The organism is Shewanella sp. GD04112, assembly GCF_029835735.1.
In the GTDB taxonomy this organism is placed as follows: Bacteria; Pseudomonadota; Gammaproteobacteria; order Enterobacterales; family Shewanellaceae; genus Shewanella.
On sequence record NZ_JAOEAL010000001.1, the window covers coordinates 1,913,859 to 1,935,988 of the forward strand.

Annotated in this window: 18 protein-coding genes and 6 tRNA genes; 15 read left to right on the forward strand and 9 right to left on the reverse strand. The window is 46.1% G+C overall.

Annotation, left to right across the window (positions count from 1 at the left end):
• Position 1: 1 nt before the first annotated feature.
• The 3 genes from N7386_RS08575 to rmf all read left to right on the forward strand — a co-directional run bounded on the left by N7386_RS08575 (position 2) and on the right by rmf (position 4,143).
• A complete protein-coding gene (locus tag N7386_RS08575; protein WP_126512958.1) occupies positions 2-1,924 on the forward strand; it encodes an ABC transporter ATP-binding protein in 1,923 nt (640 codons plus the stop codon).
• A gap of 28 nt (positions 1,925-1,952) precedes the next feature.
• Positions 1,953-3,779 carry a DUF3466 family protein gene (locus tag N7386_RS08580; RefSeq protein WP_126512959.1) on the forward strand — a complete coding sequence of 609 codons (1,827 nt, stop codon included), beginning with the start codon at positions 1,953-1,955 and terminating at the stop codon, positions 3,777-3,779.
• 187 nt (positions 3,780-3,966) lie between these two features.
• Positions 3,967-4,143 carry a ribosome modulation factor gene (gene rmf / locus N7386_RS08585; protein WP_011071969.1) on the forward strand — a complete coding sequence of 59 codons (177 nt, stop codon included), beginning with the start codon at positions 3,967-3,969 and terminating at the stop codon, positions 4,141-4,143.
• A gap of 107 nt (positions 4,144-4,250) precedes the next feature.
• Here the strand turns inward: rmf and fabA are convergent, their stop codons facing one another.
• Positions 4,251-4,766 carry a bifunctional 3-hydroxydecanoyl-ACP dehydratase/trans-2-decenoyl-ACP isomerase gene (gene fabA, locus N7386_RS08590; protein WP_011625892.1) on the reverse strand — a complete coding sequence of 172 codons (516 nt, stop codon included), beginning with the start codon at positions 4,764-4,766 and terminating at the stop codon, positions 4,251-4,253.
• 74 nt (positions 4,767-4,840) lie between these two features.
• Positions 4,841-6,574, reverse strand: a complete 1,734-nt coding sequence (locus tag N7386_RS08595; RefSeq protein WP_126512960.1) for an AAA family ATPase — start codon at positions 6,572-6,574, stop codon at positions 4,841-4,843.
• Between the two features lie 221 nt (positions 6,575-6,795).
• Here N7386_RS08595 and N7386_RS08600 point away from each other — a divergent pair.
• From N7386_RS08600 to N7386_RS08640, 9 genes are all read left to right on the forward strand, one after another.
• Positions 6,796-6,886: transfer RNA gene (locus N7386_RS08600), tRNA-Ser, on the forward strand.
• 792 nt (positions 6,887-7,678) lie between these two features.
• A tRNA-Ser gene (locus N7386_RS08605) sits at positions 7,679-7,769 on the forward strand.
• A 420-nt stretch (positions 7,770-8,189) separates the two neighbouring features.
• Positions 8,190-8,834, forward strand: coding sequence for a UvrY/SirA/GacA family response regulator transcription factor (gene uvrY, locus N7386_RS08610; RefSeq protein WP_011622328.1), 645 nt, complete (start codon positions 8,190-8,192; stop codon positions 8,832-8,834).
• 109 nt (positions 8,835-8,943) lie between these two features.
• Complete coding sequence (gene uvrC / locus N7386_RS08615; protein WP_126512961.1) at positions 8,944-10,773, forward strand: excinuclease ABC subunit UvrC; 1,830 nt, start codon at positions 8,944-8,946, stop codon at positions 10,771-10,773.
• Between the two features lie 47 nt (positions 10,774-10,820).
• The gene (pgsA, locus tag N7386_RS08620; RefSeq protein WP_126512962.1) at positions 10,821-11,369 is read left to right on the forward strand and encodes a CDP-diacylglycerol--glycerol-3-phosphate 3-phosphatidyltransferase; all 549 of its coding nucleotides are present in this window, start codon (positions 10,821-10,823) and stop codon (positions 11,367-11,369) included.
• 143 nt (positions 11,370-11,512) lie between these two features.
• A tRNA-Gly gene (locus N7386_RS08625) sits at positions 11,513-11,588 on the forward strand.
• A gap of 21 nt (positions 11,589-11,609) precedes the next feature.
• Positions 11,610-11,683: transfer RNA gene (locus tag N7386_RS08630), tRNA-Cys, on the forward strand.
• A 48-nt stretch (positions 11,684-11,731) separates the two neighbouring features.
• A tRNA-Leu gene (locus N7386_RS08635) sits at positions 11,732-11,818 on the forward strand.
• A gap of 130 nt (positions 11,819-11,948) precedes the next feature.
• Positions 11,949-12,035 (forward strand) — tRNA-Leu (locus N7386_RS08640).
• A 331-nt stretch (positions 12,036-12,366) separates the two neighbouring features.
• On the opposite strand, the gene N7386_RS08645 is transcribed toward N7386_RS08640, so the two are convergent.
• The 3 genes from N7386_RS08645 to N7386_RS08655 form a co-directional block, all read right to left on the reverse strand.
• The gene (locus N7386_RS08645) at positions 12,367-12,642 is read right to left on the reverse strand and encodes an HU family DNA-binding protein (protein ID WP_086904877.1); all 276 of its coding nucleotides are present in this window, start codon (positions 12,640-12,642) and stop codon (positions 12,367-12,369) included.
• A 107-nt stretch (positions 12,643-12,749) separates the two neighbouring features.
• Complete coding sequence (locus tag N7386_RS08650) at positions 12,750-13,295, reverse strand: PIN domain-containing protein (RefSeq protein WP_086904876.1); 546 nt, start codon at positions 13,293-13,295, stop codon at positions 12,750-12,752.
• Between the two features lie 74 nt (positions 13,296-13,369).
• On the reverse strand, positions 13,370-13,612 hold the full coding sequence (locus tag N7386_RS08655; RefSeq protein WP_086904878.1) for a hypothetical protein: 243 nt from the start codon (positions 13,610-13,612) through the stop codon (positions 13,370-13,372).
• A 258-nt stretch (positions 13,613-13,870) separates the two neighbouring features.
• On the opposite strand from N7386_RS08655, the gene N7386_RS08660 reads away from it, so the two are divergent.
• A protein-coding gene (locus N7386_RS08660; protein WP_086937296.1) for an IS3-like element ISSpu6 family transposase occupies positions 13,871-15,426 on the forward strand; the annotation gives its coding sequence in 2 pieces (ribosomal slippage) (positions 13,871-14,333 and positions 14,333-15,426; 1,557 coding nt in all).
• 160 nt (positions 15,427-15,586) lie between these two features.
• On the opposite strand, the gene N7386_RS08665 is transcribed toward N7386_RS08660, so the two are convergent.
• From N7386_RS08665 to N7386_RS08680, 4 genes are all read right to left on the reverse strand, one after another.
• On the reverse strand, positions 15,587-16,495 hold the full coding sequence (locus tag N7386_RS08665) for an ABC transporter ATP-binding protein (RefSeq protein ID WP_126512963.1): 909 nt from the start codon (positions 16,493-16,495) through the stop codon (positions 15,587-15,589).
• On the reverse strand, positions 16,492-17,322 hold the full coding sequence (locus tag N7386_RS08670; RefSeq protein WP_086904874.1) for an ABC transporter permease subunit: 831 nt from the start codon (positions 17,320-17,322) through the stop codon (positions 16,492-16,494). Before N7386_RS08670 ends, N7386_RS08665 begins: the two co-directional genes overlap by 4 nt.
• Before the next feature lie 87 nt (positions 17,323-17,409).
• Complete coding sequence (locus N7386_RS08675; RefSeq protein ID WP_086904873.1) at positions 17,410-18,075, reverse strand: DUF480 domain-containing protein; 666 nt, start codon at positions 18,073-18,075, stop codon at positions 17,410-17,412.
• 166 nt (positions 18,076-18,241) lie between these two features.
• A complete protein-coding gene (locus N7386_RS08680; protein ID WP_086904872.1) occupies positions 18,242-19,081 on the reverse strand; it encodes a S1-like domain-containing RNA-binding protein in 840 nt (279 codons plus the stop codon).
• 474 nt (positions 19,082-19,555) lie between these two features.
• Between N7386_RS08680 and N7386_RS08685 the strand changes: the two genes are divergently transcribed.
• Together N7386_RS08685 and speA are read left to right on the forward strand one after the other, a co-directional pair.
• On the forward strand, positions 19,556-19,708 hold the full coding sequence (locus N7386_RS08685) for a hypothetical protein (protein WP_011071981.1): 153 nt from the start codon (positions 19,556-19,558) through the stop codon (positions 19,706-19,708).
• 463 nt (positions 19,709-20,171) lie between these two features.
• Complete coding sequence (gene speA, locus N7386_RS08690) at positions 20,172-22,085, forward strand: biosynthetic arginine decarboxylase (protein WP_086904683.1); 1,914 nt, start codon at positions 20,172-20,174, stop codon at positions 22,083-22,085.
• The last annotated feature ends 45 nt before the right edge of the window (positions 22,086-22,130 follow it).

A 22,130-nucleotide genomic window follows, 5' to 3' on the forward strand; every position in this document is an offset into this window, starting at 1 on the left:
TTTGAGTCTGGTTCGTATCAATAATGGCTCGTTAGCCTATGGTTACACTCCGCTGCTGCAAAATGCCGATTTCACCATCGAGCGTGGCGAGCGAGTGTGTATTGTTGGCCGCAACGGCGCGGGCAAGTCGAGTCTATTGAAGATTTTATCCGGCGATGTGTTGCTCGATGAAGGTGAATTCAACATCGACAACAGCGTCACTGTTAGTCGTTTGCAACAGGATCCACCAAAGGCAGAGCAGGGCTCTGTCTATTCTTATATCGCTGCGGGCTTAAAGGAAGTCGGTGAAGCGTTAGAGCAGTACCATCAACTGTCTCATGATGTGGCCTTTGCCGAACCTGAGCAGATGGAGCGTATGCTCAATCAAATGCAAAAGCTGCAAGAGACTTTAGATCATCATAACGGCTGGCAGCTAGACTCGCGCATCAAACAAAATTGTGAATTATTAGGGCTCGATCCCGATAAATCCTTGAGTGAATTATCCGGTGGCTGGCAGCGTAAAGTGGCGCTTGCCCGCGCCCTCGTGAGTGAGCCGGATTTATTGCTGCTCGATGAACCGACTAACCACTTAGATATCGATACCATCGAATGGCTGGAAAAATTCCTTTTGGATTTCCAGGGCGCCATTGTGTTTATCAGCCACGACAGGGGCTTTATTGCCCGCATGGCCACCCGTATCGTCGATTTAGACCGTGGCGTAGTGACCTCATGGCCTGGCAATTATCAAGCTTATCTTGATGGCAAGCAGGAATGGTTAAGGGTAGAGGCCGAGAAAAACGCTTTATTCGATAAGCGATTAGCCGAAGAAGAAGTCTGGATCCGCCAAGGCGTTAAGGCCCGTCGTACCCGTAACGAAGGCCGCGTGCGTGCATTGAAAGCACTGCGTCAAGAACGTAGTGAGCGCTTAAATCGTCAGGGCAATGCCAAGATGGCGGTGGCTGATACCGAGCGTTCGGGTAAGTTGGTCTTCGATGTGAAGGACTTAAACTACAATCTGCCCGATAAAAATCTGGTTAAAAACTTTAATACCACAGTACTTCGCGGGGATCGTATTGCGCTTATTGGCCCTAACGGCTGTGGTAAATCGACCCTTATTAAGCTGTTGATTGAGAAATTACAACCTCAATCGGGTGAGGTGAAAGTCGGTACTAAGTTAGAGATTGCCTATTTCGACCAATACCGTGAGGCGCTGGATCCTGAGCAAACCGTTGAAGACAACGTGGGTGAGGGTAAAAAGACCATCACTATTAATGGTCAAGATCGCCATATCTTAAGTTATCTGCAGGATTTCCTTTTTTCACCGATGCGCGCCCGCACGCCTGTGAAGGCATTATCGGGCGGTGAGAAAAACCGATTACTGCTGGCTAAGTTACTTATTCGTCCCGCTAACCTGATTATCCTCGACGAACCGACAAACGATCTTGATATTGAGACCCTAGAATTGCTAGAGTCGCTGCTGACTGAATATCAAGGCACACTGTTACTTGTGAGCCATGATAGGGCCTTTATCGATAACACTGTCACCAGCAGCTGGTGGTATGCGGGTAATGGGCATTGGAGCGAGTATGTTGGTGGTTATCAAGATGCGATTGACCAAGGGGCAAAGTTTTATTCTGAGGAACCTAGTCAGCCAAACACGGTCGAAGCTCCTGCGACAGCAAAAACCGCTGAGGTGAAAGTGGCTGAGCCCGCCAAAGCCGCGAAAAAACTGTCCTATAAGTTACAGCGTGAATTAGAGGCCATGCCTGAGTTAATGGAGAAATTAGAGGCTGAAATCCTCGAATTGCAAACCACAGTGGCGCGCCCAGATTTTTATAGTCAGACACAGGATAAAATCAATCCGATATTGAACCTGTTGGCAGATAAAGAAAAACAATTGGAAGTTTGCTTCGAGCGATGGGAAGAGCTTGAGTCACTGAAGTAAACCAATAATAAAAATGGGAATAGAATTAATGAAGTCAAAGTTGGATAAAGCCCTCTCCTTGGTTGCCTTAGGTGTCCTTGGCGTATTACACAGTGCCCATGCTGCACCCGTCTATGAAATTGTTAACCTTGATAATTATGATCTGCAAGGCACGCTCGAAGGCACTCGCAACGGTTATGCCTTGGGCGTGAATGCTAACGATGAGTTGGTCGGTATCGCCAAAGGTAAGAAAAAACTTAGCACTTCAGATGTGGAAGGCGGGGTTATTGACGTCGAAGATGGTATAGCCCCTGAGGAAACCATTACTTATTCGATTACGTCTGCCATTATTGCCAATAACTTTGCTTTTATCGCTGCACAAAATGGTGCCGCTGGCGCATGGTTACCGACCTTTGACAGTATCAATGGCACTACGCCACCGAGTGATACTTCGGTCGTTAACTCAGTCGATACCTTTTACTATGGTATCAACGATGCTGGCGTGAAAGTGGGCAGTATGACTGCACCTGAAAAGAAAACGGAAAATACCGCCACTACGGATGTTACGACAGATTACTGGTATTACCGTGATTATGAATATCGCGGTTTTGTCAAAGTGGGGGATAGCGAGATCCCATTACCCCCACCTTATACTCAATATGTTAAAGATGACAAAACCGTTGAGTTAGGCGGTTGGTCTGCGGCAACTGCGATCAACAATAACAATTTAGTTGTTGGTTATGTTAGTACTGATATCAGTAAATATGGTGGCGAACGTGTCGCCTACTGTTTAGGTACAGATAACACGTTACCGTTAGATGTGTGTATCCAGCGCGAGCAATATCCGAATACTCAAGGTACGCGCAATATTCAGTACCAAACCCGTGCATATGTGTGGCAACTGGATAATGGCGTAGCAACTGGCACAGTTTTACCTTTAGGCTTAACCCCTGCGAGTGATAACACCTTAACCTTTACGGCTCAAGCTCTGGGTGTGAACAATGAAGGCGTAGTTGCAGGACGCTCGCACGTTTACCGTAACGGTAATACAGATAGATTGCGCCAGGATGCTGCCTATTGGAGTAAAGATGCTGAGGGCAACTATCAATACCATTGGATCCCAATGGGGGATTCTGTTTCGAGTTCAATTGCTTACGATGTGAACGACAACGGCATCCTTGTGGGTAGTTATCGAAGTAATATCCAAGGTTATCCACGTGATAAATTCTTCTACTTTGATACCAATACGCCTGATGTTGCTTATGTCACGCCGAATGATTTTGCATCAACGACCACAGACCTTTCGAGTAAACCCAAAGATATCAATAACAAAGGTCAAGTCGTTGGTTATATCGAAACCACCTACGATAAGGAAAAACCACGTCCTAAGGCGGGCTTCCTCTACGAGAAGTCTACCGGGGAGTTCAGTAACCTCAATAACTTACTGACCTGTGAATCTAAGGGTTTTGAAAAGGGCTCGGATGGTAATTGGGCTCGCCATAAGGTTGAATTCACCGATGGTTCAGGAAAAGTACTGACTTATAATAGTGATATTCTCGTTGTTGAAGCGACCAGCATTAATGAAGATGGTACTATCGTAGGTACCGCCTTTATCCGTAAACCTTCGTTTCAGTTAGATGATAATGGAAATATTATCGTAGGTGAAAATGGTGAACCGCTGTTTGAACTTAATGGCAATGGCGATCCTGTCACTGCCTATATTCCAACTATGGTTGTGTTAAAACCGACGACTAATGGTGAAGCTTGTACTGTGGATGATAGCACTGATACGGGCAATTACGAACGTAAGGGCGCTGCATCTATCGCTTGGTTACTTGCCTTACCTTTAGTCTGGTTACGTCGCCGCGTTCGCTAATTTTTCAGCTTGAATTCAGACTAAAAAAATCGAGGCTAAATGCCTCGATTTTTTTTAACCATGATCTCAATAGTTTAATAAATAGTCGATAAAATGGACGATTTTTTGATTGATCTCGGCGCTGAAAAGCACTATTTCTATGAATGAAGCTGTTGCTTCTATTTCACGTAGAACAGAGGACGCTTGCATGAAAAGACAAAAACGAGATCGTTTAGACAGAGCTTTTTCCAAAGGATTCCAAGCGGGTATTGGGGGTCGATCTAAAGAGCTTTGTCCTTATGCAAATCTTGATTCGCGATCACAGTGGTTAGGTGGTTGGCGTGAAGGTGTGGATGGCCGAGTTAATGGGCTATTTAATAAATAACGAGTGTTTCTCGTGGATTAAATAGCCCAGAACAGACAGAGTAATGCAGCATAATTGCCCTCAGATGAGGGCATTTTTGTATCGAGTCGTGTAGGGTACAGCGGTGATTAGAAGGTCGATGTATCGCTAAACACGCCAACTTTTAAATCAGTCGCGCTATAGATTTGACGACCATCAACTTCAAGGATGGCATCAGCAATACCCATGACTAACTTACGATGAATAGTACGCTTGATATTTAGCTTGTAGGTCACTTTTTTCGCACCGGGTAAAACTTGTCCGGTAAATTTCACTTCACCTACGCCCAGCGCGCGGCCTTTACCCTCTGCGCCTTCCCAACCGAGGTAAAAACCCACTAACTGCCACATGGCGTCTAAGCCTAAACAACCTGGCATCACTGGATCGCTGATAAAGTGGCAGCCAAAGAACCATAGGTCTGGATTAATATCGAGTTCAGCAACAATTTCACCTTTTCCAAATTCACCGCCGTTATCGTTAATGGTAATGATCCGGTCGATCATCAGCATATTATCGACGGGTAAACGAGGCGAGTTTGGACCAAATAAATTCCCATGGCCACAGGCGATGAGTTCTTCTTTATTGAAACTGTTTGCTTTATTCATTGTTTTACTACTCCAGCAATAAGAGCCGCCAAGATTAGCGAACACGTGTAAGCTAAACAACTCCGATCAGCTAATTAATGGCGAAATAATCCCAGTTTTGCGAGTAATCTCGTCATTAAGCTAATCTCCTCCTCGCCATTTCCTGCCAACTTATCGAGCCGTTCTTGCACTAGGCCGTATAAGGAGTCTTCTGGGAAGTCATTATCTTCATTGGCAACCCCTGCGGGCATCTGCATCAGCAGCTCCACCGCTTCGTCCATATGCTCAATCGCATAGATATGGAATTGTCCTTTGCCTACAGCTGTTACCACTTTTGGGGCAAGGTTAAGCTGTAGAACGTTCGACTTCGGCATAATCACGCCCTGTTCGCCAGTTAAGCCGCGACGCTCACACAGATTAAAGAAGCCTTCAATTTTCTCATTAATGCCGCCAATGGCTTGCACATTGCCGAATTGGTCCAAGGCGCCGGTAATCGCGAGTGACTGGATAATAGGCTGCTCGGCAATCGCCGACATCAAACAGCAATACTCGGCGAGCGAAGCACTATCACCATCGATCTCTTGGTAGGACTGTTCGAACACAATGTTGGCATTAAGGTGCAACGGTGCATCGCGACCAAAGATACGATACAAACAGGCGGATAAGATCATCATGCCTTTGGCGTGGATATTGCCACCCAGCTCGGACTTTCTTTCAATGTCTGCCACTTCGCCATCACCATAGTGCACGGTTGCAGTGATCCGCGCGGGTTCACCGTAGCTATGGTCGATAGCATCGATCACCGTCAGACCATTAATCTGTCCTACCATAGCGCCTTCAGTTGGCAGATTTATGAAATTGTCATCAAAACTTTGCCCTGAAAATTCCTCTGAGCTGTTATGGCGATAGTTGGCTTGCTCGAGTGCGTGTTCAACACTGGCGGCATTGATAGCGGCTTTGCCGCGATAAACTTTAGCCTGAGCCATTAATTGGGCAAAATCGAGCATAGATAAGCTCAAACGGCGTTGATGTTCGGTCAACCTCGCGCTGTGCCTAAACAGCGGCGCAAGGCTTGATTGCTCTAAACCAACCTCAACGCTCTGAGCCACGGCTTGTAACCAATTGGCATATTGCACTTCTTTAAAGCGCGTCAGATCGAGTTCACTTGCCAGCTCTGCCAGCAAACTAAAGTGGCGCTGAAATTGCCAGTCTTCAGAGCGGACTTGGCTGTAGATTAAGCCCGCACCAATCAGAATAATTTTACAATTTAGCGGTATAGGGCTTAGGTGACTGCTTATCTGATAGGATTTTTGCGTCAGAATTTGCATGACCAGATCCCATAGGCCTTCGCGTTTCCACAGTGATTCGGCGCAGATAAACACATAGTGGCACTGGGCGAGTGCACCGGGTTGATATTTGCTGCCATTTGCCGATTGCACCATGCGACCGAGAAGATCGGCACGGCGGATATTGCCACTCAGGTAACGGTAACTGACATTTTTCTCGGCAATGGCGCCTTGATTATCGAGTGGCGCTTCATACTGCCATTGGAACTGAATGGCTTTTTCTACAGGCCGAGCCGCCACTAAATAAGCGCTGGATAAGGGGTCGACAGTTTCCATTAGGGCTTGCATGATTAGTTGTCGGTCGATGCCCGGAAAATCGGCGAGGTAGAGCTGTTGATCGGCAATGGCGTTATGTAACTTAAAGGCATCCAATACACGTTCTTGCCCTAAAAGCAGGGCTTTTAACCCTGTGGCCGATTGCGGCAGGGTAGGAAGGTTAAATTCAGGCGCGAGTGAGGATGATGGTATCAAGAGTGAATTCATATAAGCATTTACCATGAAAAGTTACCGCGATTTTACCATACCAAGACGGCAAGTCTCTTACTGTATAGGTGTTTTTGCGTTGGTTTACTCAGATATTGCTGAAAATTTGTTGGCTATTTGCCTGAAAAAACATCTTGGTGAACATAAGATGAGCATTTGACACAATATTGAAAAATTGCTGTTTACAAGCACCGATGATGCTTATATTATTTGCGCCATTCGGAGGGGTGGCAGAGTGGTTTAATGCACCGGTCTTGAAAACCGGCGTGGGTTTATAGCCCACCCAGGGTTCAAATCCCTGCTCCTCCGCCATATTTTACGGAAAAGCCATCAGCAATGATGGCTTTTTTGTTTTGCAATTTAGGAAGTTGAACCCTTGGGTTCCTCATTCTTAGCGCAGCTCCTCCGCTATATACTACGAAATGCCATCAGCAATGATGGCTTTATTGTTTCTGCAATTTAGGAAGTTGAATCCTTGGGTTCCTCAGTCTAAGTGCAGCTCCTCTGCCATATTCCACGAAATATCATCAGCGATGATGGTTTTTTGTTTACAGAATTCGAACCTAGGTTCTGCATACGAAGCTTGTCAGCTTATTTACTGCATTTGAGAGTCATTTGAGCAGCGCCAGCCCTACCAACTCAGTGTTGTTTGGCAGATAGGTGCACGCGGAGTCGCTTGGGCGATACGAATACCTATTTGCTAAGGTTAACGCCCGTTTGCTTAAGCAAACTCGTATTTACCTTGAGGGTTTCTTCCCACCTTCTTAACTACTTATAAGTGCAGGCATCCGTATCGCCAATTGGCTTTCAAATGCATATAGCGCTTTGATTCGCGCGACTTTTTATTAGATGCCGATTTCGGCTATATAAAGTGGCTACTTTAATGGGGGGCGAGTTAAAAGGGGCGTGTGTATTGAGCGCAGCGTGTTTGCGCCTAAGTAGCCATAAGTGCCACCTTAAGTGTGAATACAGGGACTTTTGGGTGAAGATTAGACGTTATTCGATGGTTTTATCGACGACTGCATATCAAATCGCCAATCAATTCAATTAATAATAAATTTAGGTTTACAACCTGAGGGGAGATAGCTATTATTTCGCTCGTTCGGAGGGGTGGCAGAGTGGTTTAATGCACCGGTCTTGAAAACCGGCGTGGGTTTATAGCCCACCCAGGGTTCAAATCCCTGCTCCTCCGCCATATTCTACGGAAAAGCCATCAGCAATGATGGCTTTTTTGTTTTTGCAATTTGGTAAGTTGAACCCTAGGGTTCCTCATGCTAAGCGCAGCTCCTCCGTCAAATGCAATCCAAAGACCGCTAAACTATTCTCGGTCTTTTACATTTTAGTCTGCCATTCTATTGTGTTTAAAACTTGCGGCATTGAGCACACTCTTGGTTATTTGCCGTGAATGCCGAAACCAGTAGCGCCTTAAGTGCAGAATTTAAACTGGGTTAATGAGTCCGTTGTTCCTTTAAATATCATCTAGTTAACAATATTCATTTTATGCTTTGCGAAATACCATTGTTGGGCTAAATTACCCTGATAACCTATATTCCGGTTGCGGTATTCTGATTTGACTACACTGTGTTAGTCGACATTGGTTAAAGGTGGATAAAAGTTGATATCGATATATTTAGTTGACGACCATGAGCTTGTAAGAACTGGGATCCGCCGCATCTTAGAAGATGAACGTGGGATCAAAGTCGTGGGAGAAGCGCCAGATGGCGAGACCGCGGTACAGTGGGCGAGACAAAATGAAGCCGATGTCATCTTAATGGACATGAATATGCCTGGGATGGGCGGGCTCGAAGCCACACGTAAGATTTTACGTTATCAGCCCCATGCCAAGATTATTGTATTAACTGTGCATACTGAAGATCCTTTCCCCAGTAAAGTGATGCAGGCGGGCGCGTCTGGTTATTTAACCAAAGGGGCAACTCCTCCCGAAGTATTGCAAGCGATACGTCAGGTTTCCCGTGGGCAGCGCTATCTATCCCCAGAAATTGCCCAACAAATGGCATTGAGCCAATTCAACCCTGCCGATGAGAATCCGTTTAAAGCCTTGTCCGAACGTGAGCTGCAAATTATGTTGATGATCACCAATGGTGAAAAGGTCAATGATATTTCGGAGCAACTCAACTTAAGCCCAAAAACCGTTAACAGTTACCGTTATCGCTTGTTTGCCAAGCTTGGGATCAGTGGCGATGTGGAGCTGACCCGTTTAGCGATCCGCTATAAAATGTTAGATGCTGGCCATTTCTAATGGCCGTTTGTGTTAATGGTTCTAGCATTAATTAAGTGTTAGCTGTGAGTGTGAAGACGATTTATCAAATTGTGTTGAAGACGGTGAGTAAAAGAGTGGGTGTATAACGATGTCGACAGGTTTTAACGCCCAGAGTTTTTTACGCACGGTTTCATCCTCTGCTGGGGTTTATCGCATGTATGACGTCAAAGGTGACGTCATCTATGTGGGTAAAGCCAAAGATCTTAAGAAGCGCTTATCCTCCTATTTCCGTAAAAACCTTGGGAATGTGAAAACCCAGGCGCTGGTGTCCCATATCCATCATATCGATGTGACGCTGACCCACAGCGAGACCGATGCGCTGCTGCTTGAAAATGACTATATCAAGCAGTACATGCCCAAATACAATGTGTTACTGCGGGACGATAAGTCATACCCCTATATTTTCTTGAGTCAACACGAGCATCCACGCCTTGCATACCATCGCGGGCCGCAGCGGGAGAAGGGCTATTACTTTGGGCCTTATCCCAATGGCGGCGCGGTGCGCGAAAGTTTGCACTTGATGCAAAAGCTGTTTCCTATTCGCCAGTGTGATGATCTCTATTATAAATCCCGCACTCGTCCCTGCCTGCAATACCAGTTATCCCGTTGCAGCGCGCCTTGCGTCGGTAAGGTCAGTAATGCGGAGTATGATGAGCAGGTTAAACTCGCCAGTTTGTTCCTAAAGGGAAAAGATAAGCAAGTTATCAGTGAGCTCGTGGCTAAGATGGAAGAGGCCGCCGAGCAGCAAGCCTATGAGCAAGCCGCGCGCTTTCGCGATCAAATTATGGCGCTGCGCCGCGTGGCCGAGCAGCAAGAAGTCTCGGGCAATACCGGGGATATGGATGTTATCGGCGTGCATTACGCCTCGGGCATCGCTTGTTTTCACCTGTTATTTATCCGCGAAGGTAAAATTTTTGGTAGCCGCAGCTATTATCCAACGGTGCCCGCGCAAACGGATATCGAAGAAGTCTTACGTTCCTTCCTCTTACAGTTTTATTTAAATGCCGATATTCAACGCACCATTCCTAAGGAAGTGGTGATAAGCCATCACTTTGAAGAATTGCATGAGCTAGAGGCGGCCGTCTCTGAGGCGTTAAATAAAAAGTTCAGCATCAAAACCAATGTGCGCGCCGACAGGGCAAGCTTTTTACGCCTCGCGCTGACCAATGCCACCAATGCGGTGATGACGCGTCTGTCCCATAAAAACACCGTTGAACAACGTTTTGTCTTGCTGGAGGAGATCCTCGAGCTTAATGCGCCCATTCAGCGGATGGAGTGTTTCGATATCAGCCATACCATGGGGGAGAGCACGGTAGCCTCCTGCGTGGTGTTTAACCGCGAGGGGCCCCATAAAGCCGAATACCGCCGTTACAATATCGAAGGCATTACGCCCGGCGATGATTATGCCGCGATGAAACAAGCCATTAGTCGCCGATTTGATAAAATCGAGGCCAGTGGCAAAATTCCTGACATCTTATTTATCGACGGTGGCTTGGGCCAGCTGCGTATCGCCCAGCAAATAGTGGATGAGAAATTCGTCAATTTAGATAAAGCGCCGCAACTGATTGGGGTGGCAAAGGGGGAGAGCCGTAAACCCGGGCTTGAAACCTTAATCTTTGGCGATACAGAAACGAGCTTTTCTCTTGAAGATGACTCGCCAGCACTGCACCTTATTCAACATATTCGCGATGAGTCTCACCGCTTTGCTATTACTGGCCATCGCAATCGTCGCCAGAAAACCCGTAACACCTCGACGCTCGAATCCATTCCGGGCATTGGTCCTAAGCGGCGCAAGGCATTATTGCAACATCTTGGTGGTTTACAGGAAGTGAAGGGCGCGAGTGTGGCCGAGTTAGCGAAAGTGCCTGGTATTAGCATAGAAATGGCACAAACCATTCATGATGCATTGCGAGGGTGATAAATTTAAGGCAAGATTGGCGCTGCTTTTGACTAACTGGTTCGATCATGCCGCTTAACTTACCCATAGCATTAACCCTTTTTAGGCTTTTTTTACTGCCCATCTTTGTGGTGCTCTTCTATCTGCCTTACAGTTGGACTCCCTTCGTTGCTGCTTTTGTGTTTTGGCTTGCCGCCATTACCGATGCTTTGGATGGCTATGCCGCCCGTAAACTCAAGCAACTCACGCGTTTTGGAGCTTTTCTCGATCCCGTTGCCGATAAACTGATGGTGATCACCGCGCTGGTGTTGCTGGTGGAGCAATATGCCGATATTTGGTTAACGCTGCCGGCACTGTTTATGATTGGTCGCGAAATTGTGATTTCAGCCCTGCGTGAATGGATGGCTGAATTAGGTAAGCGCGGGACGGTTGCGGTTTCTTGGATCGGCAAATATAAAACGGCGGCGCAGATGGTGGCGATTATTGGCCTGATCTGGCAATACAACCCATTAATGATCACCGCGGCATTTGTGCTGTTATATATCGCTGCCGTGTTAACCTTCTGGTCAATGATGAGCTACATTTTAGCCGCTTGGAAAGATTTAACGGCCGAATAGCACAATAAAAGATCAAAGAGATTATTTAGTGCGCAAGCAGTAAGTTATCGATAAAACAGCGGTTGACACTGCATGGTAAATAGGTAGAATGCCTCCCCGTAGACGAGAGACGAAGTGAAAACAAAATCTTAACTCTACATGATGCGACATTAGCTCAGTTGGTAGAGCGATACCTTGCCAAGGTATAGGTCATCGGTTCGAACCCGATATGTCGCTCCAATCTAAAAGGATTGGAAAGATGGCGCGATGGCAGAATGGCTATGCTGCGGATTGCAAATCCGTCGATCTCGGTTCGACTCCGGGTCGCGCCTCCATAATTAAGATATTAATGACACGATTCCCGTCGTTAATATAAAGAGTTTGCCCGAGTGGTGGAATCGGTAGACACAAGGGATTTAAAATCCCTCGCTGGTAACAGCGTGCCAGTTCAAGTCTGGCCTCGGGTACCATTATTATAATGGTGACAGCTCAAAGCGAGCTGAAGCGTTAAACTTCGTTACCTATACATTGAAATATAAGTAGAAGAGCGAAGCAAAGAGTTAACAATATCAATAGCAGTGCTTGCGATATTCAAAGTTTGCCCGAGTGGTGGAATCGGTAGACACAAGGGATTTAAAATCCCTCGCTGGTAACAGCGTGCCAGTTCAAGTCTGGCCTCGGGTACCATTATTCTTAGTGAATAGTAAATAAGCCTCGACATTAGTCGGGGATTTTTTGCATCTACGGCTCTGATTTTTGGGTTTGGTTTAAAGGGCCGTTTCTATCTTCTTCTCTTGAGGCACAGTTTCGCGCTTGCCACTTTTGTTACAGGCATTAGTCCTGCCTTATAACCTACTTATTTCTCCACTTTATTTCTCCACTCTGAGCTTGATAGCATCAAACTGAGCTCGTGTAGGCTGCGTTTGAACGCTAAGGCTTATTGCCAAAGTGATGTCGTTACCTTGTCCCATAAAAAAGCCCCGTGGTTTTCACGAGGCAATTTTACACATCCGCAATACTACTCATTTATCGCTTGTTTAAGTGCTGTCGCGGCCTTAAAGCTTGGCTGGTTAAAGCCTGCAATCTCAATCGTCTCGCCAGTTTGCGGGTTTCGACCCAATTTAGGTAAATGATAACGTAATTCGAAGGTGCCAAATTGTGGCAGGAAGACTTTTTCACCTTCGCTTAAGGCGATATGGATCTGTTGTAGGATCTGTTCGACAACAGGTTTAGTGCTGGCCTGGGACTGTTCAAGCGAAGTGGCGATACGTTGGATAAGTTGTGCTTTGTTCATTGAAACCTCTGAATTCAGCGAAAGAGCAGGAAAGGGGAGTTATAACAAGCTCGGGATCAGATTGAAAGCCTAGGTTTACCAAAGCGGCTTAACTGCTGCTTTATTGGTTAGCGATGATAACTTACCTTATCTCCAGACACTGAAATCACTTTGTCATTAATCAATTTATTTAAGTAGCCTTGGATTGCGATTTGATTACCTTTAATCCCCATATGAGAAGCGATATGGTTACGTAAGGAGTCAACTTTTTTCGGGCGTTTCTCTTTTGGCTTCGAAGTTAAACTATGCAGTAATTTTGCGCTGATATTTTCTACTGTTGCAAGCTTAATATGCTTACAGATACGTCCATTTGATTTTATATGTGCGATAAGTGGAGCAAAACCATTATCGTTTGAAATGATGTCGAAGGTTACGTTTTCACTCGCAGTGCTCTCATAACATCCGAGATAATATGATAGATGAAAGTCTAGATTATTTGACTGGGTTGCTTTCAGTTGAATAACGATGATTTCAAGTGGCTTGTCATACTTTTTTTCACCAAAATCTATCTTGGGTTGCTTTGCTCCAAGGAATATGATTATTTTTTGGTATATAGAAAGGTCGATTTTTTCTAAATTACCGACGTTTTCATAGTCAATAAATGCCCACTTCACTGTGTATTGCTCCTTATGCGGTAATCTTTTCACTTGCTGTGATGACGCCTACTTGAGTTAACAAGGTTTTATATTTAGCTTAGCTCCCAAGGTAAATCACGTCGTCCATTAACTGATTTCAGAACACCCTCATTCCTTAACTTTTGAGCGGCCCAACGGATATCATATTGCCAAGTGTACAGCAGATCTCCAGAGGATTTTAGCTCAGATTCGTATTTCTCCCAGACATACTTCGATACATCACGAGGTGAGCCTCGTCCTCCAGAGGAATTAAGATATTCTACAATCCATTGTTTCATGCTTTCTCTAGTAGCCATTAGTTTCCTTAATGATTGAAATATTCCAATTATATCGATAGCAGCTGAACATAGATCTTGTGTCAGTTTAAAGGCGAAAAATACAGATTGCTCAAAATAACCTAGCATAACTTATAAATTTTGCTAAATGATTTAAGTACAAACCTTATTGAGGCTTTGGGTTTATTTTTAATGGAATGGAAACCCCCTGTGTCAGGATTGTTGTCACCCCTAAATAATCATTATGTTTAAAGACAGGGTGCGGCAAAAGAGAACGATATGGCTCGGTATTCACCAGAACGTAAAGAAGCGATCCTTAAAAAATTATTACCTCCTCACAACTTAACGGTCGCAGAGGTCGCTCGGGAAGAAGGCATCGCGGTGCAAACCTTGTATCATTGGCGAGATATTGCCAGAAAAGAAGGTCGCCCCGTGCCAGGTAAAACATTAACAGCCGATGATTGGTCGGCTGAAGCAAAACTTGCCGTGATTATTGAAACAGCGCCGCTGTCGGAAGCGGAGATAAACCAGTATTGCCGTGAAAAGGGCTTGTTCCGCGAGCAAGTACAGCAGTGGAAACAGGATTGTTTAGCTGGTTTTCAAACCTCAGAAGTACAAACTAAAACCATTAAACAGCAGGCTAAGGCTGACAAAGCCGAAATCAAATCGCTGCAACGGGAATTGCGCTATAAGGAGAAAGCGCTGGCTGAAGCTGCTGCGTTACTGGTGCTCAGAAAAAAGCTCAATGCGCTCTGGGGGGACGACAGCGAGGAGAGCTAACCCCCTTGCCTGAGCGCATAGCATTGATTGCCTTAATCCAAGAGGCCTATACCAATGGTGCTCGCCTTTATAAGGCTTGTGCTGAAACGGGCCTCAGTAAGCGTACCTATCGACGTTGGTATCGAGAAGGTCAAGTGCAAGCTGATTTAAGGCCAACAGCAGCTCGACCAGAGCCAGCAAATAAACTCGAAGAACATGAGCGACAACAGATATTAAGTGTGTGCAATCAAGCGGAGTACGCCAGCTTACCCCCGTCGCAAATTGTGCCAACATTATTAGATAACGGGATTTATATCGCCTCGGAATCCAGCTTCTACAGAGTGTTAAATGCTCATGGTCAACTTAACCATCGTGGCCGCACTCAGGCTGCGGTCAATCGAAGCAAACCGTTGAGTTATCGGGCAGATGGGCCGAATCAAGTGTGGTCATGGGACATCACTTATTTAGCCTCAATCGTCAAAGGCCAGTTCTACTATTTGTACCTGTTTGAAGATATTTACAGTAGAAAAATAGTGGGTTACGAAGTTCATGAGCAAGAAAGTGGGGAATATGCCGCTGCGCTAATCCAACGCTGTCTGTTACGCGAGCAATGCTTTAACACGCCATTAGTGCTGCATTCTGATAATGGGGCGCCGATGAAGTCACTGACCATGAAAGCCAAGCTGGAAGAGCTTGGTATTACGGCATCATTAAGTCGGCCGCGGGTGAGTAATGACAACCCCTTTTCAGAGTCGTTATTTAAAACGTTGAAATACCGCCCACAGTGGCCGGCATCAGGTTTTAGCTGCTTAGCAACAGCAAGAGAATGGGTGGAAAAGTTTGTAACCTGGTACAACGATGAGCATAAACACAGCCAGCTAAATTTTGTCTCACCAGGGCAACGTCATGCACTGCAAGATGGCGCTATTTTAGCGAAGCGCAAGAAAGTGCTTGAGGCGGCGAAGGAAAGAAAACCGATGCGTTGGTCTACAGAGATCAGAAATTGTGAAGCGGTTGGCGCTGTAACACTCAACCCAGATAAGGCACCAGAAGAAGGCGTAATAAATGCAGCTTAATATTTAAACAAAGAGTGACAACTATCTTGAAAAACACCGGAAATATAAGGCAGACGCAAATTCTGGAGGTTAAATATAAAATGTTTTTAGCTAAGCGCCCTTGCGGGCGCTGTTAGAGGTGGAGTTAAGTGTAGGAATAATGGCTGGACTTATCGCGGAGTTAAGAAAATAACGTTTCTTCCAACGTGCGCCCTTTCAGCAGCATCTTATATTGCCAATGCTGCTGCTTAAACAGGGCGACTAGGGCGGTTTCAAACTCATAATGGCGATTTGCCGTGTCATCCAATTGGATAACAAATACATGGGCTTGTTTTGAGGTGATATTCACTACACCGGCTATTTGACCGACGGCTTGGATGAGCGCTTCACTGTCGCAGCTTTCCATGGTGAGGGTGAGATAATCACTGCCGCTATTGGATGAGCGCATCGAAATCGATTGGCCCAGCTCACCTTTATCTAGATACAGCACTTGGTCACAGAGCTTCTCGAGTTCGTCCAAGTTGTGTGAGCTGATCACAAAAGTGGTTGTGGGTGAGAGCGTTCTGACGAGTTCACGGATTTTCTTTGCATTGGCGGGATCGAGTCCTGCGGTTGGCTCATCGAGTAATACCAGTTTAGGCGAGCCGATTAAGGCTTGGGCAATCGCCACACGTTTACTCATCCCATGGCTCAGGCTCGGTGGCTTTTGCTGCGCCACCTCGGCTAAGTCCACTAAATTCAGCACTCGCAGGGCTTCTTGATTTGCCTGCTTGCTATCCATTCCTTGAAGACGCGCAAAGAAGCTTAACTGGCTGATAATGGTCAAATTGGGATCGAGCGTTGCATCCTGTGGCAGGGCGGCAATTTGCCCTAATAATGCTGGACTATTTGGCGCTTCTCCCAGAATACGCACCGTGCCCGCGCTTGGGGTGAGGTAACCACAAAGTAGGCTAAATAGCGTGGTTTTACCTGCACCGTTAGGGCCAACCAAGGCGATGGGCGCTCCCGATTCGAGGGTTAAGTTAACGTTATTGAGCGCTTTTTTACTGCCATAGTGTTTGGACAGTCCTTGGCATTGAATGAGGATCATAGTTGACTCCTTTGGATATAAACGCGGCCAAGGAAGAGGGCGAATGCGGTTTGTAATAGGGGGATTGGTGCGTAGGCAAAGCTCTGGAGTCCATTGGTGTTGACCATGTTCGACAGTTGAGCGCCAGGCAATATCCATTGTAAGCCTTCAAATAAGCTGGATTGATTACCCAAAATCAATAGTGCAATCGAGACTACAGTCCACAAGATGGTGGCGAGCACCATGGCCTGTCTTGCCGTGTTGGCATAGAGGGACAATAGGGTCATGACCGCGGTAAAGGGTAAAATCACGATAAGCAAGTTGATGCCGACCAAGGCACCCGACGTTAATGCGGGTAATAACAAGCCGATATCGCGAGTGAGTGCCAGCGCTATGGTGGCGAGGATAGTCAATAAGATCAGTAGACCTTGGATCAATATTTGCCCCAAAAAGCGGCCGAAGAGTAGGCTGTCTTTGCTGGTTCTTAGGGTATAGAAGCGCAATGTGCCGCGGGATTTGTCTGAGGAGAACTGATCGGCGGCAATCAAAATACTGAACATGGGAAACAGATACAGCGCAAAGCACCAGAAGATAGCCATTTCCGCCACGGGCCAGTCAAACAGCACATTGAGTGCTTGGCTGCCTAAGAGACCGTCGATCAGATCTTTGATATTGGGCTGCATTAATAGGGTCGAAGCGCCTTGGATGGGGTAGAGCAACAGCATGCCCCACACTAATGCAAAGGCGATCAGGGCGATAATCCCGCGAAGGTTAAATAGAAATTTGCGACATTCAAAGCCAGCGATCAAAAGCATGTTGTTGAATGTACTGGGAGCGTTTGGTGTCATTCGCTGTCTCGTCAGTGAGTGGGCGGACAAACTTTCACGTTAGTCATCATTAAGAGCGACCATGCGCGAAAGTCGTCCGCAGTGCGGTTAGGATAAAGAAGCGATAAGCGAGTCTAACTTATCTTTAAGTTCAGCTACTTGCTCTTCAAGCTGCGTAACTCTCGCTTCCAGTTGTTGTCTATCCTGCTCATTTAGCGGCTGGGCATCTGCATTTGTGGCACTGGTGAATGACGCGGCGCTGACCTGCTCAGCACCTTGGGAGAATAACTCAGTGTAACGGCATTCACGCTTACCTGGTTCCCGTGGCAGTTGGGCTAGCACGGGTTTATCTCGCTCCATCAATTGCTTAATGCAGGCTTCCACTTCGAGCACATCTTTAAAGTCATGCAGCCTGTTGCTGCGGGTTCGCAACTCGCCCGGCGTTTGTGGGCCGCGAAGCAGCAGCAAGCACACAATAGCTAGCGCCGCGCTGGAAAGTTGTAACTCGCTAAATTCGGTGTTGCAGAATCTGTGCTTGTATTTGACGACTCGGCTACCAAAGCCGGATTGCTCGCTGATAAGTCGCTTTTTATTCAATGAATCGAGGGCGTCTTGAACCTGCGCTTCGCTTAAGTCCAATACGGGATCGCGGCTGGTTTTTTGATTACAGGCGAGGGTCAGGGCATTGAGCGAAAGAGGGTATTGCTCTGGGGTGGTGACTTCTTTTTCAAGTAGACAACCGATAACTCTGGCTTCGTGTAACGTGAGTTCCATATAAGCTCCAAAGAAAAAAGCATGGCTTTGTTATAACAGAGCCATGCTTAATATCCTAGCGCTTGTCGGTAAACTGAGGTTTAAGGCAAACTATTTGTACAAATAAAGCACGAACATGGGGGCAAGAGAGTGCTAAGTCCCGTATTCGGTTGACTATTCTGCCCAATCAGTCTGCTTCAGTCAGACGTAAGCCATCATCATCGATGCTTAACTTGCCCGCTTTAAACAGGCCGCCGATGCTCTTCTTGAAGGCTTTTTTGCTCATGCCGAGTTGCTCGTAAATCACTTCGGCATCGGTTTTATCGGTCAGCGGTAAGAATCCACCCGCTTGCTTAAGTTTCACTAAGATAATGTGTGCGTGCTTATCGAGCTCTTGCTTACTGCCTTGCTGCAAGACCAAATCGATTTTGCCATCGCGGCGCACTTGTTTGATAAAACCTTTCACTCTTTGGCCAAAACGCAGCTTTTGGAACACTTCATTTTGGTAAATCACGCCCCAGTGGGCATGGTTAATAATGGCTTTGTAGCCTAAATCTGTAGTGCCACCGATATATAAGTCAACCTGTTGACCCACTTCGTACTGAGCTGGAGTTTTATCGAGGAACTTATCAATTTTTGATGAGGCGACAATACGTTCATCCGCGCGGTTAACATGCACGTAAACGAGGTAAGAGCGACCCTCTTCGATGGGTTTATGCTGCTCACCAAAGGGCAGTAGCAGATCTTTATCTAATCCCCAGTCTAAAAATGCCCCGTAAGGACCCGTTGCCACGGCTTTTAGATAGGCAAACTCACCGACTTGCGCAAGTGGTCTGCGCGTAGTGGCAATGACGATATCTTCAGAGTCCAGATATAAAAAGACCTCTAGCCAGTCACCGACTTGGCAATCTTTTGGGGTGGCTTTGTTGGGCAGTAACACTTGGCCAAATTCGTGGGCATTTAAATACACACCGAAGCTGACTTGTTTTACCACCTCAAGTTTGCAGGTTTTTCCTATCTGTACCATGTAGCTCTCTATCTATAGATGTCATTCGGCGGTGATTATAACCGCTTTATCCGTAAACGGCAGCTTCCAGTTCGGCTTTTAGGTTCGCACTTTAGGATTAATGGCTTAGTGAGCGTTAAAAATCATGCCGACGCTGCGATTGTTAGCCATTTATTCTGCAAGGCTATTAAAAAATATTGAACGTATTAAAAGTAGGATTATTCACTAAGTTATTAATTTATCGAAATTAACCCTGCATGGGGATGCCATCCCTGTTAATGGGGTGTTTGTTATATTTTAATGAAAAATATTAAATGAGATTCTTGCTTGCATTCTGTGACATTGCGCGGTTTAATTGCGCCGTTTAACGACTTCGCTCGTTACAGACATGACAAATATTACGTGAGTTGTAATGGTTTTATGGTTCACAGGTCATTAACCGTGTAACGTACAATTTATAATGGTTACATGGGGTTAAGAGGAATTGTTTAGCTAATGCACAAGCATCCATTTTTTGCTCTTTGCCTAAAAGCATCACAATGTCAGCGCTCAATCGTTGTGCCCTATGACGATACCAGCCTTAAACATCTCACGTTAATCCGTATCAATTCTGGCCGCGAAGAAGCCAACAGTCCCCTGTTACAATAATCTTGCCTGTTATTAGGTGCGCTCGGTCTTGCCTGGCCGCTTAATATGTAATGTTGTTCCTTTAGTGTTACCTGTTGTTGTAGACATGCTTGGCCCTCTTTTTAATGAATTTGGGGTCTTCGGCTGTGATGCAACGCCTAACGTTAGGGTTTTGGGTGTTTTTTAACCTCAAAGCGCGCTAAGGTTAATACCATTGGTGAGAAACCTTGGCGATAAAAGGTGAAATGAACGCAATCTCCTACCATCGCCAGTGTAATAAGAATATGGGGTTTACCCCGGCTGCGTTAAGGAAAAACGCATCAATGTCACCTCTGCTGGGTTGATTTTGCTGCATTAAACAGGGTGAATTCATCCTAATTGTATGTCAGGTAAACATATGTTTTACCTGGGTTTGTCGAACGGGCGGTCGCGCAAGAATGCCGTGGCCGTTTAACCCATTTTTTTATAGACGGGCTAAATAAAAATGAATGATTGGTCTATTGATGCTGCTCGTGCTGGGTACAACGTTACCCACTGGAGCCAAGGGTTTTATGGGATCAGCGACCAAGGTGAGGTGACTGTGTCGCCGGATCCTAAGAATCCTGATCACAAGATTGGCTTAAATGAGCTAGCAAAAGACATGGTTAAAGCAGGGGTCGCTTTACCTGTATTAGTTCGTTTCCCGCAAATTCTGCACCACAGAGTGAACAGTTTGTGCCAAGCATTCGACCAAGCGATACAAAAATATGAGTATCAGGCGGACTATTTGCTGGTTTACCCCATTAAAGTAAACCAACAAAAAACTGTGGTAGAAGAGATCCTTGCGAGCCAAGCATCAAAAGAAGTTCCACAATTAGGCCTAGAAGCCGGCAGTAAGCCAGAATTAATGGCTGTATTAGCCATGGCGCAAAAAGCCAGTTCAGTGATCGTGTGTAACGGTTACAAAGATAACGAATACATTCGTTTAGCCTTAATTGGTGAAAAGTTAGGCCATAAGGTCTACATCGTTTTAGAAAAACTGTCTGAGCTGAAGATGGTGTTGGCCGAGTCTAAGCGTTTAGGGGTAAAACCTCGCTTAGGTCTACGTGCGCGCCTGGCATTCCAAGGTAAAGGCAAGTGGCAAGCCAGCGGTGGCGAAAAGTCTAAGTTCGGTTTATCTGCGGCGCAGATTTTAACTGTGGTAGATCAGTTAAAAGAAAACGACATGTTGGATTCGCTGCAGTTATTGCATTTCCACTTAGGTTCGCAAATCGCCAACATCCGCGATATTCGTCAAGGTGTGAGCGAAGCGGCGCGTTTCTACTGTGAATTACGTGAGTTAGGCGCCAGCATTAACTGCTTCGACGTTGGCGGTGGTTTAGCGGTGGATTACGACGGCACTCGTAGCCAAAGTAACAACTCAATGAACTATGGCTTAAGCGAATACGCGAACAACATCGTGAACGTGCTTACCGATATCTGTAATGAATACGAGCAACCTATGCCACGTATTATTTCAGAATCTGGCCGTCACTTAACGGCGCACCATGCCGTGTTGATCACCGATGTTATTGGTACTGAAGCCTATCAGGTAGAAGAAATCCAGCCGCCAGCGGAAGAGTCGCCACAGCTGCTGCACAACATGTGGCAATCTTGGACCGAGATCAGCGGCCGCGCTGATCAACGTGCACTGATTGAGATTTATCACGATAGCCAAAGTGACCTGCAAGAAGCGCAATCGCTATTTGCTTTAGGTCAATTAAGCTTGGCGGAACGTGCGTGGGCTGAGCAGGCGAACCTGCGTGTATGTCACGAAGTTCAAGGTTTGTTAAGCACTAAAAACCGTTACCACAGACCGATTATCGATGAGTTAAACGAAAAGTTAGCCGATAAGTTCTTCGTTAACTTCTCTTTATTCCAATCGTTACCGGATGCTTGGGGTATCGATCAGGTGTTCCCTGTGCTGCCACTGTCTGGTTTAGACAAAGCGCCAGAGCGCCGCGCAGTGATGCTGGACATCACCTGTGACTCTGACGGTATTGTTGACCAATACGTAGATGGCCAAGGAATTGAAACCACGCTGCCCGTTCCGGCTTGGAGCGCTGAAAGCCCTTATCTGATGGGCTTCTTTATGGTTGGTGCCTATCAAGAGATTTTAGGTGATATGCACAACCTGTTTGGTGATACCAACTCTGCGGTGGTGAGCATCGAAGAGAACGGTATGACCAACATTGAGTCGGTCCTTGCCGGTGATACAGTTGCTGACGTACTGCGCTATGTTAACTTAGATGCCGTTGACTTTATGCGTACTTACGAAGAGTTAGTGAATCAGCACATTGCTGAAGAAGAACGCGCCCAGATTTTAGAAGAACTGCAAGTGGGCCTAAAAGGTTACACTTATTTAGAAGATTTTTCTTAATATTGAGTGTGTTAAAAAAGTCAGCCTAGGGACACTTAGGCTGAC